This is a genomic window from Streptomyces sp. NPDC015130 (genome assembly GCF_043080005.1).
Taxonomy (GTDB): Bacteria; Actinomycetota; Actinomycetes; order Streptomycetales; family Streptomycetaceae; genus Streptomyces.
In genome coordinates this window covers 50,266-67,067 of sequence record NZ_JBIBVC010000022.1, presented here as the reverse complement: position 1 = coordinate 67,067, position 16,802 = coordinate 50,266, and the positions used below count along the sequence as shown (strand labels likewise).

The following is a 16,802-nucleotide window of genomic DNA, read 5'->3' as shown; positions in this document are numbered from 1 at the left end:
AGGCTCTCTCCTCAGCCCGCTGCGCTGCCTGGCGGGCGGGAGCGAGGCGGTCCCACTCGTAAGAGTCGCGCAGCCAAAGCGCCTGAGCGGCGGCCTCTTCGACAGCATCAGCTGCCTGCCCCGCAGGAGCCGTGGGCCTTGGCAGATCACCCAGATCAGCCGCAGCCGGTCCGCCTTCGCCCGTGCCAACGGAGAGCCCCGCCGGTCCTCGGCGCTGCGAGGCTCCTGCCCGCACTGCCGACACTGCCACGGCTCCCGCTCAGTGGCCGGCGAAGCTGCATCGCATCGGCTTGAAAGGGGCTGACGCATAATCCTCGGGTGTCCAAGACTTCTGTACCGATACCGTCGGGTTCCGCATCCGAAGGCGTTCCTGCCTGGCTGTCCGTCGATGCAGCAGCCTGGGCGGACGCCCGCCCAGGCTCGTGGGCGAGGCCCCTCTGGCCCGTCCTGGCACTGCTCGCGACGGTGGTTGCTGCGATCGCCATGGAGCCGGTCCCGGTGTGCAGTGCAGTGGTCCCGTGCGGTCCGGACTGGATCGGCATGGTGCAGATGGGCTTGGCCATCGGCATGTTGTACTGGTTCGCCCGGCTTCCGGAGCTCACCCTTGTCGCCGCACCGGTTCTGGCGGTCATCGTCGCCTGGGAGGAGTTGCCCTCGGCCGACTGGGCATCCCGAGCGGCGAATCTGGCGGTCATCGCGGCCCTCGGCTTCGGCTGGACAGCGGCGTGGGCCCGGCTGAGCGCCCGACAGGGGCAGCGGCGGCTCATCGAGACGACAGCTCGTGCAGGGCAACGCCGGGTGGAGCCTGCCGGCCCGCTGACGCGGGGGGTGATCCCGATCTGCGCCGGGCTGGTGCTGTGCGCCGTTGCCAGCGGCGCGATCGTCCTGGGCCTGCGCGCCGTGCACGCGGACGAGGGGCAGGCCGCTCGGGCGACGCGTACCGAGGCCGAAGTCACCGGCCGTACGGACATGTCGCTGCGTGTCCGGACCGATGACGGACGTCGCATCACCGTCGACGCCCTCTTCCCCGAGGATTACAGCCTTGGCACCACCGTGGAGGTGTTGGAGGGCGAGGGATGGCGTCGCCTGGTCGCCGAGCCGTACGACGCGATCGAGTGGCAGTTGCTGGCCCTGGCCGGTGGATTGCCCGGGGTCTCGCTGTTGACGACGGGATATCTGGCACGTCGACGTGCCGCAGCGGTGCATCGCGGACCTGTGCCCGCCCTGCGGGTGCTGGAGCGGATGGACCACGAGGGCCGGACCTGGGCCTACGCGGCCGATGACACCGCCGGGAGTACACCTCTTTTCGCCTTTACCTGTGTACCGGTGTTCCCGGACGCGGATGAGGCGGAGATCGACGCCGTCCACGGCATCGACGGCATCGACGACATCGACGACGTCCCGACAACCAAAACGAGGTTCCGAGAAGCCGTCATGCTCGGGGCACCCTACGAAGGTGCCGAGCTGTCCTTCATCACCACCGGACCCGATGGAACGTCCCAGGTGACCCGCACCATCGGCCCCGTCCGGATGCCCAGGCCCGGCGAGGCGCCAGCAGGGCGCATCTCTGCAGATTCGACGGGGGGAACGCCCTCACACGCTCACTGACAGGCGACGGGTCAGCCGACGGATCCGAAAGACCGTGGCAAGCCCACAGGATGTTCTGGAGGAACCTGTCGGACCGCCCACCACCTTGCCGGGTGAGGATGCATCTGCGCCTCTGGCGCTGCTGATCACTCCTGGTGAGCAGGGCGACAGCCCGCAGCGAATCCCAGTCCTCGAACGCGTCAGGGTAAGGCGCCTCGGTGGGAGGCAGCCACGGAACCCTCCCGACCGCTTGGGCGGCGATAAGGGATTCAGCTCCCGCCGTAGCCGCCGCTACCTGCGCAGATGCCAGATCAAATACACCAGCCCGGAACCCAAGGACCAGCGGGGGCCAACCGCAGTCACCGAGGAAGTCGAGGAGGCCGGTCAGCGGGCTTCGACAAGGAGACACACAAGCGCCGCAATGAGGTCGAGCGCACGAGCGCACGATCAACCGGCTTGAGCACTTCCGCGCAGTGGTTCGCGCTACGACGACCAGCGCGCCTACGTCTTCCACTGCACTGTCACCGTGGCCTCCATCCGCCTGAGGCTCAACCCTGAGCGGGCGGGTGAAACGGTGGCCGCCTGATTCGCTTCCCTGCCACGATCTGGGGGTGACCACGTTGTTCCTGATGGTCGGCCTGCCAGGGGCCGGGAAGACCACGCGGGCCCGACAGCTCGCCGCGGAGCACGGCGCGCTGCGTCTGACGCCCGACGACTGGATGATTCCCCTGTTCGGCGAGGCGGAGGCTGACGGGAAGCGCGACGTGCTGGAGGGGCGCATGCTCTGGCTCGCCTTGGAGGCGGTCAGACTCGGCACCAACGTCGTCGTGGACTACGGCTGCTGGTCACGGGACGAACGGTCCGCGATCCGCTGGCTCGTGCGGACCGAGGGGGCGTGCTTCCGCATGGTCTACCTGCCGGTGGACGAGGAGACCCAACGCGCCCGTATCGCCCACCGCTGGGCGACCAATCCCGACGAGACACTGCCGATGTCCGAGACAGACGTCAGGCGCGGGCGCGCGCATTTCGAGGAGCCCGACGCGGCGGAGCTGGAGGGCCGCAGGGTCACCGGCCCGCCGCCCGGGTGGGTCGACTGGCGGGAGTGGGCTGCCGACCGGTGGCCGTCGTTCGCGTGACTGCGGCGGCCCAGGACGACTCACCCGTACACGACGTGCCCTGCACCAGCCGGAAGTGATCCGCCGGACAGCCCCTAATAGTGCTTCGTTGGGTTCTGCGTCTGGTTCTGTTGCGGGCAATGGCCGACTGCAGGTGGTGCAGGCGCCGGTCCAGCATTGCAGCAGGTCCTGGAGGGCGTCCAGGACCTGGTAGAGGGTCAGGCCGACGTTTGGGCTCTTGGGTCGTGCCGCCGCAGTGGCCGACGTCCTGAGGGACTCCGGCCGCGCGGGAGCGAGCCGCGCCGGTCGGAAGCCCGGACAGATCTCTTCGGCCCCCGAGACCAGCGGCGGCTCGTCGGCGTCGTCGAGGAGCCAGTTGAGGAGGCTGGACACACCCGCCTTGAACTCGCCGACCAGGACGGCCCGCATCCAGTCCGCCAGCAAGTGCGCGCCGGCCTCCTCCAGGGACGCGGCCGTAGCCCTGGCACCTTCCCGGGTAGCCGCCTGGGCGGCTCGTGCCAGGGCCTCCAGTAGGTCGGACCGTGGTACGGCCTCCGTTCAGCCCCGGGGACACCGTCCTCGTCTACGGCCGGCGGGCGGCACGTTCGACACAATCCGTAAGCGGCGTCCATATCGGTCAGCCTCCTGCCGGCGTCTTCGCGGTGCACGCGGCCGGGGCTGCCCCTCGCAGCGGGCGGCCGCGGGGTTGAGAACTTGTGAGAACTTACCCCTTCGGGACGCTCCTGAAGGGAGTTCAGGGCACGGGATCCGATCTTTGCCGGGCGGCGCCCGGGCGGCGTCGTGCCGGTCCACGACGATCTCCCCCGTGTTCGCTTGTTCGGTCATCTCGACGACCCGGCCTGGCTTCGGAGCGTGATGGCCCGGGGCGTCGGTCGGCGAAGCGGTCCCGTCCGCAGGCTTGGTCGTCAGCGCGCTCTCGATGGTGTGGCAGGGTGGTGGGCATGTGGGCTTTTGGGGCCCGTGAACGTGAGAGAGGTATGTCGTGAACGAGGCCGAGCTCAGGGCGCTGTTCGACGAGATCGACAAGGATGGCGACGGGCGGATCAATATCGTCGAGCTGGCGGAGGGTTTCAAGGCCGAGGGCGCCCACGGGCACCTTTCGGAAGAGGTGAAGAAGGCTATGACGGCCGACGCGAACCACGACGGGGTCCTCGACTTCGACGAGTTCCGCACCCTGCTGAAGTAAGTAGCGTCAGGCCTGACAGCGCGAGCGCCTGGTCCTGCTCCATGCGCTCGCGCCCTGGGCGCGAGCCGGCGGCGTGGCCGCGGGCCCGCAGGCCGGGTTGTACTCATCCCGCGCAATCTGCTGGAACCGTCGCCGCCGAGGCCTCCGGGCCGGCCGTCATCCCGCAAGCCTTCGGACCAGGTCGGACGCCGTCTCCGGCGAGGCCGGGTCGGCGGCCACCCACCCAGCTTCGACGCGGAGGCATGCAAGCGGCGTGACACCGTCGAGCGGTGAATCAACCACCTCAAGCAGTGGCGCGGCCTGGCCGTTCGAACGGACAAACTCGCTGTCGCCTACGAGGGCGCACCCACCTCGCAGTCATCTTGATCTGGACGAGCCTTCGCCCGAAGCGAAGGCGTGCTCGACGCGGGCCCTGTGCATCTCTTCAGCACGCCCCTGATCCTGAGTCCGCCGTCGCGGTCTTGGAACGCGCAGGTACTCGGGAGGCACTGCCGTTCATCCTCGGGGCGGATGGCGGGTACAACGTCGAGCTGAACCGCTTCGGAACCGCCTTCATGGGGCGTGCGGGGTCCGCTGACGCTGCGAGCGCAAGCCCGTGCACTTCCTCGCTTCACGGCGATCGCCACCCAGCCTCATCAACTAGCGATGACTCACCCGACAGGGCGCTGCTTCAAAGACCCCGGGGCTCATACGTCGCCGACATCACTGCCGCAGTCGATGTGAGGACCGCAATGGCAAGGATGCTGTAAAGCCAGGTGGCCGAAACGCGGTCCAAGGTGATTCTGCTGCCGGGGGTCTGCAGCTGGGCGAAGTAGTGTCGATACATCCGACGCCGGATCGGGAGCAGGGCAACCGGCATTGATCCGGCCGCAACGCTGTACAGGAACAGGATGACCGGCGCCGGTTCCGGCCGGATCAGCGCTGTCAGACCGGCCATGGCACCAAGGACGGGAAGCCCCAGGTAGGCACCCCACCTGCCGGTCCTCCTGTTCCGCTCAACTGTGGCTCGGACCGCTTCTGGCACCTCGTCAGGCTCAGGCGGCAGCACCACGAACGTGATCACGGCTGCCACGGTCGCCGCAGCGGCGATCCACCACCAGGCCTGATCCGGAACCGAGAACAGCACCGTCCGTACCTCTTTCCTTCCCCCACCTCACGCTGCACAGCAACAGCATCCAGGTTTGTCGACCACTGCACACTTCCCGTCCCCGGCAACCTTCTGCCCGGCCCCCTGCACGGATCAGCTCACCACGAAGCTCTTCCCGATGCCCACCGAAGGCATCAATGGTCCAGAAAGGTCGTGCGGACCATTCGAAATGACGTCTGAGAGGTAGCGCAGGTAGGTGCTGAGGTTGGTGTTTGGTCATGCATGCCCGACGGCATCGTCTGCTGTCTGGTGGTTGGTAGCGTGATCGTCGTGACAGATCTTGGGGAGTTGGTTCTGAGCCCTGGTGAACGGGTCAGGGGGGTTGATGTCGGCAGTGTGATGTTCTCGTTGGACTGGGCCGGTGAGGACTACCCTGGCCGGCTGGCTGCGTTCGTGGCGAGCCGGGTGCGGGCCTTGGGGGCGGAGTCGGCAGACATCGATACCAGTGTCGTTGACCGAGCAGCTGAGACCGACCCGCCTGTGCGTCGTGGTGATGTGCCGGTCCGTCAGCTCGATCAACTCTCCGGTGTGCTGGCAGATCTCCGCTGCACGCTCATGGTGTGGGAGAACGGCATTGACACCTACGAGGTGTTGGTCGCGCTGACCGGTGAGAGTGAGCTCACCGGGTTGATGCACCAGGGCTTCCCGGTGCGGGCCTGGGGATCGGAACCCGAAGTAGCCCTGGTCAGCCTGGACTGCCCGGACTGCTCGCAGATGCTGGTCTGGGAATTGTCGGCGGACCAGACCCTGGCCGACGAGCGCTGCGATTGTGGAGCCGTGTTGTTCGACGCCACTGGCCGTCCGCTGCCCCACGTCACTCTCCATGACTGAGCCGCTCAGCGTCCCGTGACTTCGGCTCGCCCTCACTCACGCACCACTGCTCGTCGAATGCAGCGGCCACTCGTGTGCGTGAGGGTCTTGAAATAGCCAACGTGGGCTGCGGGGATGAGTAGGTGGGTGGGTGTAGGTCTGAAAGTCCGTGTAGTTATCCAGGGGGCAGTGCCAGGGAGTGGAAGCGGAAAGTCTGTGTACGCCGCATCACAACGCCCCGCTGTCTCCTAAAACGCGGCGCCACCGATGGGCCGCTATCGGAACCGCCCGACCGCCCGCGTGTGCACGTCGAGTGGGTTACCCGCTTCCGCGGCAGGGCCGATCGCTTCCGCTCAAGGAAGCCCTTCGGGACGTCCGCCCTCGCCAGGCGCTCGGCGCCGCAGCGGGCCCTCGCCCCTGGTACGGCGCGGTGGGCTCAGGCGGCCTCAAGGGAGTCGATCCAGGCGATCAAGCGAGCGCCCTCACGGTCCATGACCCCCGGGTCTCGCAGGGCGTTGGCCAGCACGGACATGCCCTGATAGGCGCCCACCAGGGTGAGGGCCATGCCCGCGGGATCCGGCTGGCCGAGCTCGCGGAACTGGCCCTCCACCCAGGTCAGCAGGAGCCGGACGACCCTGCCCGCTTCGACGTCCAGGCCGCCCTGGTCGCGTTTGCCCAGCTCCGCGGCGAGAGTGCCGGTGGGGCAGCCGTGGCGGACGGCGAGGTCACGCTGACTCACCCAGCCCTCGATCAGGCCTTTGAGGCGTTCACGAGGATCGGGGAGCCGGCCCAGGTGGCCGATGAGCAGGTTCAGGTGTCGCTCGTGCTCGGACAGCGCCGCGGCGACGAGTTCGTCCTTGGTCTTGAAGTAGTAGTACACGTTGCCCACGGGCACCTCGGCCGCGCGCGCGATGTCGGCGATGGTCGTGCGCTCGGCGCCTTGCCGGTGGACGACGTCAGCTGCGGCTTCCATCAGCCGCTGCCGCTTCGCGCCGGCGACTCGGGCACGGGCCGGCTCATTTGAGTGAGTCACCCGACTAACTATACGACGCGACTCGTGCTACGCTCCATCCAGTCAATTAGTTAGTCAGCTAACTAACTCACCGCCAAACAGGCCAACCTGCTCTGATTCGAGGATCCCTTCATGATCGTTGTCACCGGCGCCACCGGAAACGTCGGCCGCACGCTCGTCCGCCTGCTGACCGAACAGGGACACGAGGTGACCGCGGTTTCGCGCGGCATCACCCAGGCCGATGTCCCGCCCGGCGTGCATGCCATCGCCGCCGACCTCGCCCAGTCGTCCGCCGACCTGCCCACCACGGCGGATGCGGCCTTCCTGCTCGTCGGGGGCGACCTCATGATGACCGGCGACCCCACCTCCGTCGTCGCTCCGTTCGCGAACTACGGCAAGATCGTCCTGCTGTCCTCCCAGGGTGTGGTCACCCGACCCGACTCCCTGTCCCACGGACAGGCCTTCGCCGCATACGAACAGGCCGTCATGGACTCCGGCACCGACTGGACCATCCTGCGCCCTGGCGGTTTCGCCTCCAACGCCTACGCCTGGGCGCCTTCGGTCAAGGCGAGCCGCACCGTCGCCGCCCCCTTCGGCGACGTCGGTCTCCCGGCCATCGACCCCGACGACATCGCCGCCGTGGCTGCCGCCGTCCTCACCCAGCCCGGCCACACCAAGGCCGACTACGAACTCACCGGCCCCGCCCCGACCACCCCGCTCCAGCGCGCCGCCGCCATCGCCGACGCCCTCGGGGAGCAGGTCACCTTCATCGACCAGACCCGAGAGGAGGCCCGCGCGCAGATGCTCACCTTCATGCCCGCCCCGGTCGCCGACACCACCCTCGACATCATCGGCACCCCCACCCCGCGCGAGCAGGCCGTCAGCCCCGACGTCGAGGAGATCCTCGGCCGCCCCGCCACCACCTTCGCCGACTGGGCCAAGCGCAACGCCGCCGCCTTCACGTGACCGACGGAGCCGGCACGCATCGGGACGCTTGCAGGGCCGGGGAGCGGCTCCTGCACGTTTGGCCCTTCGGAAAGCCGGTCGGCCCCTTGTTCCGAACAAGATCAGGGGGCTCACAGGCTGTGCCGCAACTCCCGGTGCACACGAAGTCAGCGCCCGACGGCTTGAGGCTGTCGGCAAGCTTTCCAGGCTGACGGCGCTGACCAAGAGCTGGACAGCCGTCTATGACGATGACGCACCCGCCAGGGGACTGCTCGATTCAGATTGCCCGCGTCTGTCAGGAGCTTCGCGTGCCTGTCTGCCCGCCCTCGCTGGATCGGCGAAGCTGCAGCAAAATGGCGGAGGCTTCATTTCGAATGCTCTCGGCGGGCTCTGCTGCCAGCTCCCGGCAGAACTGTTCCAGCTGTGCCACGCCTCTGTCGGACTGACGACAGATGTTGGTGATGGCGTCATCGAGTTGATCGGCCGTGTCATCGTCGGCAACGTTCAAGGCTTCCAAGACCAGGCGCAAGCCGACGACGTCCCGACGTTCCAGGAGCGCTTCCGCCGTCGTCTGAGTGACTGCCGTATCCCCTTCGTCCAGTAGGAGGCGGCGCAAGGCCTCCGCGGCGCCTGCCGCGTCTGCTGAGGCTGCCAGGCGTCGCCCGGCAGCCGCTCGGACTGCCCATGACACTGAATTGGCGTCGTGAAGAGGTCCACGCAAGTCCGCGTTGCTGCTGGGTTCGATCACACCATCATCCTGGCATGCAGGGTCCAGCAAGGACTCGCACCCGGGATCCGCGCGGAAGCGAGCGCTGGACCCGCGTCCCGCGCGGCGGCTGCCCCCGCAGCCTCCCGAGGGGAGGGCACGGTCTGGCTCTCCCTCAACCGTGTCTGACCGGCCTTGCTGGAGTGGAGCTGTTCCAGCAGGTACGTGGCTTTTGGCTGCCGTGGTGTGTACACCGATTGGTGCAGCCGGGCGAGGCGTTAGCACCAGTTGGTGTACGGCAGGTTGTCTGCATCGGGACGACGCGGCTGCTGCCGCCCTCTTCGTAGGTTCTGGATCACGAGAACTGCACGGAGGAGGACGGTATGACGGCGATGGACGCGGCTCCGGTTGCGGGGGTGCGGGCTCCGCTCACCCTTGTCGGCATCGGGGCTTTGGCGATGACTGTGGTGGAGGTGCTCAATCCGGAGTATGACTTGGTGAGTGAGACGCTGAGCCGGTACGTGCACGGCACGGCCGGCTGGCTGGTCCCGGCGGCGCTGCTGGCCGTCGGCACCGCGTCCGCGGTCCTGGTGTTCCGGCTGGGGTCCGGGATCCGGCGGGTGGCTCGGGCCGCACTCGCCGTGTGGACGGTGGGCATCCTGGTCGCGGCGTTCTTCCCGGCGGACCCGCCCGGCAACTGGGGCCGTCCTTCCCTTGCCGAACTCGTCCACGGGAACGCTGCTTTCCTTGCCTTCGCGGCTCTGCCGACGGCTGCCGTGCTGCTGCGCGGGATGTTGGTGGCCCGGCGGCCCGGCTTGCGAACGGCCCTGAACACCCTGACCGTGGCCACGGTCGTGTCCACGGTCGCGCTCGCGGTGTTTCTGGTCGATGTGATGGGCGGCGGGCCGTCGCTCGGCGTGGGCAGCGCCCCCACGCTCGTGGGTCTCGCCGAACGCCTGGTGCTCGCTGTGGACTTCGGGTGGGTCGCGCTCGCACTCACGGTGGTGGCGGGTATTTCCCGTGAGCGGGGGCGGGACCGTCGTGCATGATCGACGCATGGAACAACCCGCCGTCCGTGATGCTCCTGCCGCCCCCAGTACGGCCCGGCTCGTGGACGGGCTCGTTGCGGCCGACCCTCGCACGGCCCGGCTTGTCGACGGGCTCGTCGCGGCAGCTCCCCGTACGGCCCCGCTTGTCGACGGGCTCCTCGCGGCCGGGACCGCCGTTGCCGTCCTGGCCGTCACCGCCCAGCTCGGTGGCCGGCTGGACGTCGTGGGAACGTTGCCGCTCGCCGCGTGGCTGGGGGCGCTACTCCTGATGCGTCGCCGGTGGCCGCTCGCTGTGCTGTTGCTCAGCGTGCAGGCCGTCGTCGTGTTCCGCACGGCCGGGCTCACCGACGTGGGCTGGGTGTGGCCGGTCTCCGCCGCCTACGCCGTACTGGCCGCGGACGACCGGCCCGGACGGCCCGGCCTGCCGTGGGCGGCCGGCGTGGGCTTGGCCGAGCTGGCATGCGCCGGAGCCTGGGAGATGAGCGCGGATGGCGCCACCGTGCGCGAGGCCGTCGGATCCCTGGGTGCCGAGGCCCTCTGGCTCGCAGTCCTCCTTGCCGCCGCCACCGCTTACCGTAACCGGCTGCGCTGGCGTGCCGAGCTCGACGAGCGCCTGCTGCGGGCCGCGCGGGAAAGGGACCTGGAGGCCGGCCGGCGGATCGCGGAGGCCCGTCTGGACATCGCCCGGGAACTGCACGACGTCGTCGGGCACACCCTCACCGTCGTCGGGCTCCAACTCCGAGTCGCCGCCGAGGCGCTGGACGACTCTCCGGCTGAAGCCCGCAACGCTCTCGCCACCGCGCAGCAGGTCCGCACCGAGGCCCTGCGGGACCTCCGCGCGCTCGTCCACGTGCTGCGTGCCCCGGGAGAGGTCACGGAGGATCCCGCGGCCGGGGTGCTCGAGATCGCGGCGCTCGTCGACCGTATGCGGTCGACGGAGCTGGACATCCGGGTGGAGACGACAGGCGACCTCGCGGCCGTCCCCGCACCCGTCTCCCTCGCCGTCCACCGGATCGTCCAGGAAGCCCTCACCAACACGGTCCGCCACGCACAGGCGTCACAGGCCAAGGTCGACATCCGATGCGCCGACGGACAGGTCGAGGTAAGTGTTACCGACGACGGCCGGGTGGAGGCGAGCGTTACCGACGACGGCCGGACACCGGCACAGCCACCACAAACCAACGGACACGGCATACGCGGGATGGACGAACGGGTCCGGGCGCTCGGCGGAGACTTCACCGCAGGACCGCACGGAAAGAGCGGCGGATGGCTCGTGCGGGCCGTCATACCTGTGCCAGGCTTCCGCCCATGACGATCAAGGTGCTCCTCGCCGATGACCAGGCCCTGGTACGGGCGGGATTTACCAGCCTCCTCGCCCGTGCCAAGGACATCCAGGTCGTCGGCGAGGCAGGCACAGGCGACGAGGCCGTCCGCGTGGCCCGCGCTGTCCGCCCCGACATTGTCCTGATGGACATCCGTATGCCCGGCACGGACGGCCTCACCGCCACCCGGACGATCGTCGAGAACCCCGAACTGGCGGGATGCCGCGTCATCGTCCTCACCACCTTCGAGACTGACGAGTACGTCTTCGCAGCCCTGCGCGCGGGAGCGAGCGGCTTCCTCACCAAGGAGACCGAACCGGACGACCTGCGCCAGGCCGTCCGGGCCGTGGCGGCCGGCGACGCGCTGCTGTCACCCGGCGCGACCCGACGGGTGATCGAACAGTTCGCACACCGCCCGCCAGCCCCCACCGACACCGCCGGACAGCTCACCGCGCTCACCGCGCGGGAACTCGAAGTGACCCGCCTGATCGCGACCGGCCTGTCCAACGAACAGATCGCTTCACAGCTCTTCATCAGCCCGCTCACCGCGAAGACCCACATCACCCGCGCGATCGCCAAGCTCGGCGTCCGTGACCGCGCCCAACTGGTCATCCTCGCCTACGAGACAGGCCTGGTCCTCCCCGGCGGCCAGCAACACCCGCAGCAGCGACCAACGAACAGAACGGGGCTCAGACGCCTCCCTGACTGATCGCTTCCCAAGGAGGTCCGCAGGCGGCGAAGGCACACCAGGCTGCAGGCCGGTTCGACCAGTCCCGGGCGCCGATCAGCGCGTTGTGCGTAGCGGATGCGGAGCCGGTTGAACGGGTGCAGCCATGCGAAGGTGCGCTCGACCACCCAGCGCACCGTGCCCAGCCCGGAACCGTGGGCGACGCCGCGTTCCCACAGCAGACGACGGTCCGTGTCGAAGCGGTTGCCCCGGCAGGCGTACACACGCCCGGGGCTTGCGGCGGGGGAGTCCCGCAGACCCTCGCATCGATGGGGCAGCATCCAGCAGCGGCAGGAGCTGGGTGACATCGTGCCGGTTCCTGCCGGTGAGCGGCAGCGGGTGGGGTTCCGCGGCGGTCAACGATCACATGGCGCTTGGAGGCGGGACGGGCGGTCGACAAGCGAGAAGCCGAGGTGATCCCCCTCTTCGAGGGGGCGGTTCGCGAGTGATCGTCCGTTTCAGGGCTGGGCTGGGTGAGGTTGGCTGGTGGCGGGTGCGGCTGCTCGTCTGCGCGAGCATCAGGTGATCACGCTGGCCTGCTTGTCGGCTGACGAGGTTATGCGTGGTTGAGGTCCGGGTTCGTAGCCGAGTATGGCCTTATGCATGTTTCTATCGATCAACCTGAAGCCCGTCGGGTCTCGCGAGGCGAGTACCCCTTGTGGGACGAGGCTCTCGCCGTCCTCAACCAGGACTTGGCCGTGACCCTTCCTGAGCAGGAACCTCTGCAACTGCTGGCCCAGCCTTCCTACGAGGCGGGCGAGCCGGAGCGTGTCTACGTTGCTATGGCCAACGGCGAGTGGCACGGCAATCATTTGGATCCGAAGACGCCGGAGGACTCTGGTGAGGCCTTGGCGATCGTCGCCGACGCCGCCCAGGACACCGTTGCTGAGCTTCTGTGGCAGGCGTGGCCCCTGTGTGCCGAACACAACCTGGGCATGCATACGCGCGACGTGGAGGGGCTGCTGTCCTGGTGGTGCTCCGGGAGGCGGCCGGGGGAGGGGTCGGGCCACATCCGTGCGGCCGTGGGCGCGCTCGGCAGTTTCTGAGGGCCGTGACGTAAGAGGGCTGTGCGAACGCAGCCGGTCAGTCCGCTGAGCGTGACGGCGGGTCAGTCCCGGGATCTGCTCAGCGAAGGTCTGCCGTCCACAGGAGGTGTCCGCGCAGATGAACCGGCGGACCTGCAGGCGCAGCACCACACGTCTTCCCGCGCTGGGTAGATCGGCAGGAAACCGCAGGTAGGACCCATGAAGCCGGTTCGACCACCTTCCACAACCCGGACACTCAGCACCAGCCGACTTGCGGGCGATTCCGATCCAGATCGCCTCGCCGTCGTCCTCCGCTGACATCACCACGACTTCAGGGTCCGACAGGAACAGGAGCTCTTCCAGACGCAGCAGCACTTCGTTCACGGCCCCGAACTCTCAGGCACGGCACAGCAGCCACGGGGCATTTCAAGACGTTCGAGCGAGAGCCAATATGAAGATCAACAGTCACGGAGCGTGGATGCTCCACAGAATTTGTGCCAGAACCAACTCAGGCTCTGGTCCACATCTTGTGATGCGTTACAGACCGTCACGGGTTCGAGCGAGTGGGCAGCGCCGAGCATGACGTGAAGGAGGTGCAATGATCGTGCCCTTGGCGAACGAGGCGGTGATGGGGAGGGCGAGTGGAGCGCTACACAGCCGATCAGCTTCGAGTGATTGCGTTCGAGGAGCACGTGCGGGCCCGTCCGGCTATGTACTTCCGTCTTGAGCGGGACAGCCCCGAGCTTCCCACTGAGGTGCTTCAGCGGGTGGTCTGGGATGCGCTACACCGCCGTGACGGCACGCATGGGCTGATCAGTGTGGAGATCACATCTGACCTGAGTTTCACGGTGGAGGACGATCAACCTCACAGCGCCGACGAGCAGCAAAGACCCCTTCCCGGGTTCTACGAATCTCTGCTCGACAAGGATCGATGGGCTCCTGCAGCAGCCGCTGCACTCAGCGTCCGAACGGTCATTGAGGTCTGGCTGGACAACCGTGGCTACCGCCAGGAGTTGGTCGGGGCGGCTCCTACGGGCGCCTGGCAGGAGTTTTGCGCGCGCAGGCCGTTCGGAACCAGGACCACGTTCCACCTCGATCCCTCGTACTTCGGTCCGGGGGAGGCCATCGGCTGGGCATTGCGAGCAGAGGAACTACACGGAGAAGGATGCGAGGCGCATCCCTCACCTGCGACGTTCCCGATTCACGATTTGCGCTCAGGAGCCGACCGCTCAGCTGGCGAGTAGGACCCGCTTCCGTAGCAGGTCGAAGCCAGCGCGACCCTACATTTGGCGCTTGAGCATCTTGGTCCGGTTGACGTGGCCTTCGACGACTCCGGAGTTCCACGGCTGCGTGAGTCCGGCGGTGACGGCGTCGAGATCGCGTTCTAGGTGCCGGGCGAATCGCTGGAGGCTGGGCAGGTCGGCGGTGGTTGCGGCTTTGATCCATGCCGGCAGTTGGTTGCCTTGCAGCTGGGTGAGCATGTGGGCGAAGGAGCGGATGTGCCCGGCGAGTGCGTCCAGCTCGGGGCAGTTCGCCAGTACGCCCTTGAGCTGGAGGCGGTCGCCCTCGGCCAGGGCGTCGGGGTGAGTAAGGATCCAGCGGGTGACCGCGCGGGCGGACGGCGGCCGGGGGCCGACCGGCTGGGGTTTGCCCCGTAGGTTCCGGCTGACATAGGCGCGGACGTTGCCGTAGCCGTCCGGGTAACCCTGTTCCTTGATCTCCTCCCACAGCTTCCAGGCGTTGGTGCAGCCCTCCTGCCATCGCTGGTCGAGGTAGGGCTTGAAGGCGTCGAGCTTGGTGGGGCGGCTTTGCCACTGGCCGGTGAATAGCTGCTCCGGCTCGGTGGCGCGGGAGGAGCGGAGGAGGGTGGTGAGCCCCATGCCGAGCTGCCGGGCGATGGACCGCTTGCTGTGGCCTGCGGCCAGAAGCGCGTGGACGGTGGCGTGCTTGGCGCGGGTCCGCTCAGCGAATCGGTGCCCGGTCGGCCACGGCGACGACGGGGGTGATTCCGGCATCGGCTGTGGTTCCGCCAGCGAAGCCGGTGTCGGCCGCAGGCAGGCGCGGTGCCGGTAGACGCATTTCTCGGCCGCTTCGCTGAGGTTGTGCCAGAGGTGCCATCTGTCCGCGACCTGGAGGGCTTGCGGGGCACCGCGGGTGGCGCCTTCGGCGTAGAAGAGAGCGCGGTCACGGCAGATGATCTCGATCCCGGGCCGTTCGGACAGCCAGGCCGCAAGGGTGTCCGCCTCCCGATCGGGCAGGAGGTCCACGGGACGACGTGTCTCGACGTCGACGAGCACCGTTCCGTAGATTCGGCCCTTGCGCTGAGCGTATTCGTCCACGCCGACCACTCGGGGCGTGGGGGCGGGCGGATCCGGCAGCGAGGTGATCAGCCTCAGCAGGGCGTTCCGGCTCACCCGCACCCCGAAGGCGTCCGAGAGCCGGGCGCCGGCCCGGCCCGCGAGCGCAAGCCCGACCGAGATCAGCGTCGATCGCAGTCGCTCCGTTCGCCGACCGAACCGACGCGTGAGCCCCGGCACCTGCTCAACAAACGTCTTGCGTGGGCAGGACTCCTCCGAGCAGACGAACCGGCGCACGCGTAACGACAGCACGACAAGCTTGCCCGCCGTTGGCAGGTCGCGGGGAAACCGCAGGTAGGAGCCGTGTATTTGCGCCGACCAACACCCGCAGCTTGGACAGGCCGCCCCACTGGCCAGTGCCCTCGCTTCCACTCGCACGACGGTGTCAGCCACCGCGACCGACTCCACCGACAGGTTCTCCACCGACCAGAACAGCAGCTCATCCAGCTGCGGTCTCACTGTGTTCACGACGCAGAACTGTCGACCCACCCCCACCCAGCTGGGACGGTTTTCGGGCGACCTCGGCTGGCATCGGACGACGAATGACAGTCACGCTGCGTACGCGATCGCAAAAAGTGGACCAGAGCCGGAACTCACCTACATAGCCAGCCAACGGCGCCAGAGTGCACGTGTCGGCTGGACATAACTTCTCGGCAAGCGGACTCAAGCATGCCGTCCCCGACTACGAGTGCCCCTACGGAAATAGCTGGTGCGTGGCAGTTCTGGACGCAGCACGGCCCGCCGACGAGCTTCGTAGCCGGCTGGTGCGACCTCCAAGGCCAGGTCCAGCGTGATGGCCAAGGGTTCAACATCTGCCTTGTCCTGGATCTCGACCAGTCCTGCACTGCAGATGAGCTCCTCCGCAAGGACTCGCCGCGGTCCCGGTAAGCAGCGTGGGTGCAGCCCCGATTCGACGTCATGTGGAGCAGGGTCGCACGTCGCCATTCTTTGACGATCAGTACGTCATCACCATGGGCTGCGGCGGCGCCTGCCCGATCTTCCCCGGCAAGAAGTACCTCGACCGGGCCCGTGGAGGACCCGGCCTGCCTTCACCGGCAGGACCCCGCGACCTCGACGCCACCGGTCTCTTCATTGCCATCGGCCACGAACCGCGCACCGAACTGATCACCGGCCAGGTCGATCTCGATGGCGTGGGTCACATCATGGTGGAGGCGCCCTCCACCCGTACGAACCCGCCAGGAATCTTCGCCGCGGGTGACGTCGTCGACCACACCTACCGGTAGGCCATCACCGCTGCGGGTTCCGGCTGTCGGCGGTACTCGACGCGGAGCGCTACCTTGCCACGCTTGCTGACAGGAGCAAGGCCGCCGCGAGCGTGTCGCTCGCCTCCTGAGCAAGTCGTCGCCGATGGCTTCAGGCCTCCCTGAACACCAGCTCCTAACCGTTGCGTTGGCGGACACGACGGGCAGGAGCTGGGTCCATGGCCCGTGAATCGGGCGTTCGCCCTACGGAACGGGCTCGCAGCTGGCGAGAGCCGCAGCGCAGTCTTCGGCAAGACCGAGGAGAGCCCGGCGTTCGGCCTCATGGGCTGCGAGGTTCCACACGGAGTACCCCTACTGGGATCTTCATGATGACATGCGGGACGAGTTGGAGTTCCGCTGCTGGACCTGGACCAGGAGACGGGCTGGGACTACCAGAGCCACCTCTCCACCGCACCCGGGACAAAACTGGTTGGATACCCCGGCTGGTGCCAGGACCCGCAGTGGCCGGAACGCGTCGAACGTGGCAATCGAATGGAACACCTGCTGACAGTGGAGAGCACGGAAGCCGAC

General features: G+C 68.0%; 14 protein-coding genes and 5 pseudogenes. 13 read left to right on the top strand and 6 right to left on the bottom strand.

Annotated features, from left to right (window positions below):
- The first annotated feature begins 318 nt into the window (after window positions 1-318).
- The 5 genes and pseudogenes from ACF08F_RS33630 to ACF08F_RS33610 all read left to right on the top strand — a co-directional run.
- Complete coding sequence (locus tag ACF08F_RS33630) at window positions 319-1,608, top strand: hypothetical protein (protein WP_392302314.1); 1,290 nt, start codon at window positions 319-321, stop codon at window positions 1,606-1,608.
- An 85-nt stretch (window positions 1,609-1,693) separates the two neighbouring features.
- Window positions 1,694-2,173 (top strand): annotated as a pseudogene (locus tag ACF08F_RS33625) (transposase); the annotation flags it as partial.
- Between the two features lie 25 nt (window positions 2,174-2,198).
- Window positions 2,199-2,723 (top strand): AAA family ATPase, encoded by a 525-nt coding sequence (locus ACF08F_RS33620; protein WP_392302313.1) that lies wholly within the window; start codon window positions 2,199-2,201, stop codon window positions 2,721-2,723.
- 982 nt (window positions 2,724-3,705) lie between these two features.
- The gene (locus ACF08F_RS33615; RefSeq protein ID WP_055645667.1) at window positions 3,706-3,909 is read left to right on the top strand and encodes an EF-hand domain-containing protein; all 204 of its coding nucleotides are present in this window, start codon (window positions 3,706-3,708) and stop codon (window positions 3,907-3,909) included.
- 100 nt (window positions 3,910-4,009) lie between these two features.
- A pseudogene (locus tag ACF08F_RS33610) lies at window positions 4,010-4,301 on the top strand (IS5/IS1182 family transposase); the annotation flags it as partial.
- Window positions 4,302-4,579: 278 nt separating this feature from the next.
- Here ACF08F_RS33610 and ACF08F_RS33605 read toward each other — a convergent pair.
- Window positions 4,580-5,035 carry a hypothetical protein gene (locus tag ACF08F_RS33605; RefSeq protein WP_392302361.1) on the bottom strand — a complete coding sequence of 152 codons (456 nt, stop codon included), beginning with the start codon at window positions 5,033-5,035 and terminating at the stop codon, window positions 4,580-4,582.
- Between the two features lie 243 nt (window positions 5,036-5,278).
- Here ACF08F_RS33605 and ACF08F_RS33600 point away from each other — a divergent pair, with 243 nt between their 5' ends.
- Window positions 5,279-5,887 (top strand): hypothetical protein, encoded by a 609-nt coding sequence (locus ACF08F_RS33600; RefSeq protein WP_392302312.1) that lies wholly within the window; start codon window positions 5,279-5,281, stop codon window positions 5,885-5,887.
- 415 nt (window positions 5,888-6,302) lie between these two features.
- On the opposite strand, the gene ACF08F_RS33595 is transcribed toward ACF08F_RS33600, so the two are convergent.
- Complete coding sequence (locus ACF08F_RS33595) at window positions 6,303-6,899, bottom strand: TetR/AcrR family transcriptional regulator (RefSeq protein WP_392302311.1); 597 nt, start codon at window positions 6,897-6,899, stop codon at window positions 6,303-6,305.
- Between the two features lie 111 nt (window positions 6,900-7,010).
- Between ACF08F_RS33595 and ACF08F_RS33590 the strand changes: the two genes are divergently transcribed.
- Window positions 7,011-7,844: an NAD(P)H-binding protein gene (locus tag ACF08F_RS33590; RefSeq protein ID WP_392302310.1), complete on the top strand. Its 834-nt coding sequence runs from the start codon at window positions 7,011-7,013 to the stop codon at window positions 7,842-7,844.
- Between the two features lie 274 nt (window positions 7,845-8,118).
- On the opposite strand, the gene ACF08F_RS33585 is transcribed toward ACF08F_RS33590, so the two are convergent.
- Window positions 8,119-8,571, bottom strand: coding sequence for a hypothetical protein (locus tag ACF08F_RS33585; RefSeq protein WP_392302309.1), 453 nt, complete (start codon window positions 8,569-8,571; stop codon window positions 8,119-8,121).
- 341 nt (window positions 8,572-8,912) lie between these two features.
- On the opposite strand from ACF08F_RS33585, the gene ACF08F_RS33580 reads away from it, so the two are divergent.
- From ACF08F_RS33580 to ACF08F_RS33570, 3 genes are read left to right on the top strand one after another with little or no spacing between them, the layout of a single operon-like run.
- Window positions 8,913-9,578, top strand: a complete 666-nt coding sequence (locus ACF08F_RS33580) for a DUF998 domain-containing protein (protein WP_392302308.1) — start codon at window positions 8,913-8,915, stop codon at window positions 9,576-9,578.
- A 7-nt stretch (window positions 9,579-9,585) separates the two neighbouring features.
- Window positions 9,586-10,890 (top strand): sensor histidine kinase, encoded by a 1,305-nt coding sequence (locus ACF08F_RS33575; protein WP_392302307.1) that lies wholly within the window; start codon window positions 9,586-9,588, stop codon window positions 10,888-10,890.
- Window positions 10,887-11,609, top strand: coding sequence for a response regulator (locus ACF08F_RS33570; protein ID WP_392302306.1), 723 nt, complete (start codon window positions 10,887-10,889; stop codon window positions 11,607-11,609). The genes ACF08F_RS33575 and ACF08F_RS33570 overlap by 4 nt, the downstream gene beginning before the upstream one ends.
- A 14-nt stretch (window positions 11,610-11,623) precedes the next feature.
- Here the strand turns inward: ACF08F_RS33570 and ACF08F_RS33565 are convergent.
- A pseudogene (locus tag ACF08F_RS33565) lies at window positions 11,624-12,064 on the bottom strand (IS5/IS1182 family transposase); the annotation flags it as partial.
- A gap of 261 nt (window positions 12,065-12,325) precedes the next feature.
- Here ACF08F_RS33565 and ACF08F_RS33560 point away from each other — a divergent pair.
- Window positions 12,326-12,673, top strand: coding sequence for a hypothetical protein (locus tag ACF08F_RS33560; protein WP_392302360.1), 348 nt, complete (start codon window positions 12,326-12,328; stop codon window positions 12,671-12,673).
- A gap of 120 nt (window positions 12,674-12,793) precedes the next feature.
- Here the strand turns inward: ACF08F_RS33560 and ACF08F_RS33555 are convergent.
- A pseudogene (locus tag ACF08F_RS33555) lies at window positions 12,794-12,973 on the bottom strand (transposase family protein); the annotation flags it as partial.
- A 320-nt stretch (window positions 12,974-13,293) separates the two neighbouring features.
- Between ACF08F_RS33555 and ACF08F_RS33550 the strand changes: the two are divergent.
- On the top strand, window positions 13,294-13,896 hold the full coding sequence (locus tag ACF08F_RS33550) for a hypothetical protein (protein WP_392302305.1): 603 nt from the start codon (window positions 13,294-13,296) through the stop codon (window positions 13,894-13,896).
- A 36-nt stretch (window positions 13,897-13,932) separates the two neighbouring features.
- Here the strand turns inward: ACF08F_RS33550 and ACF08F_RS33545 are convergent, their stop codons facing one another.
- Complete coding sequence (locus ACF08F_RS33545) at window positions 13,933-15,477, bottom strand: ISL3 family transposase (protein ID WP_392302304.1); 1,545 nt, start codon at window positions 15,475-15,477, stop codon at window positions 13,933-13,935.
- Between the two features lie 599 nt (window positions 15,478-16,076).
- Here ACF08F_RS33545 and ACF08F_RS33540 point away from each other — a divergent pair.
- Window positions 16,077-16,363, top strand: a pseudogene (locus ACF08F_RS33540) (NAD(P)/FAD-dependent oxidoreductase); the annotation flags it as partial.
- Window positions 16,364-16,802: the final 439 nt, after the last annotated feature.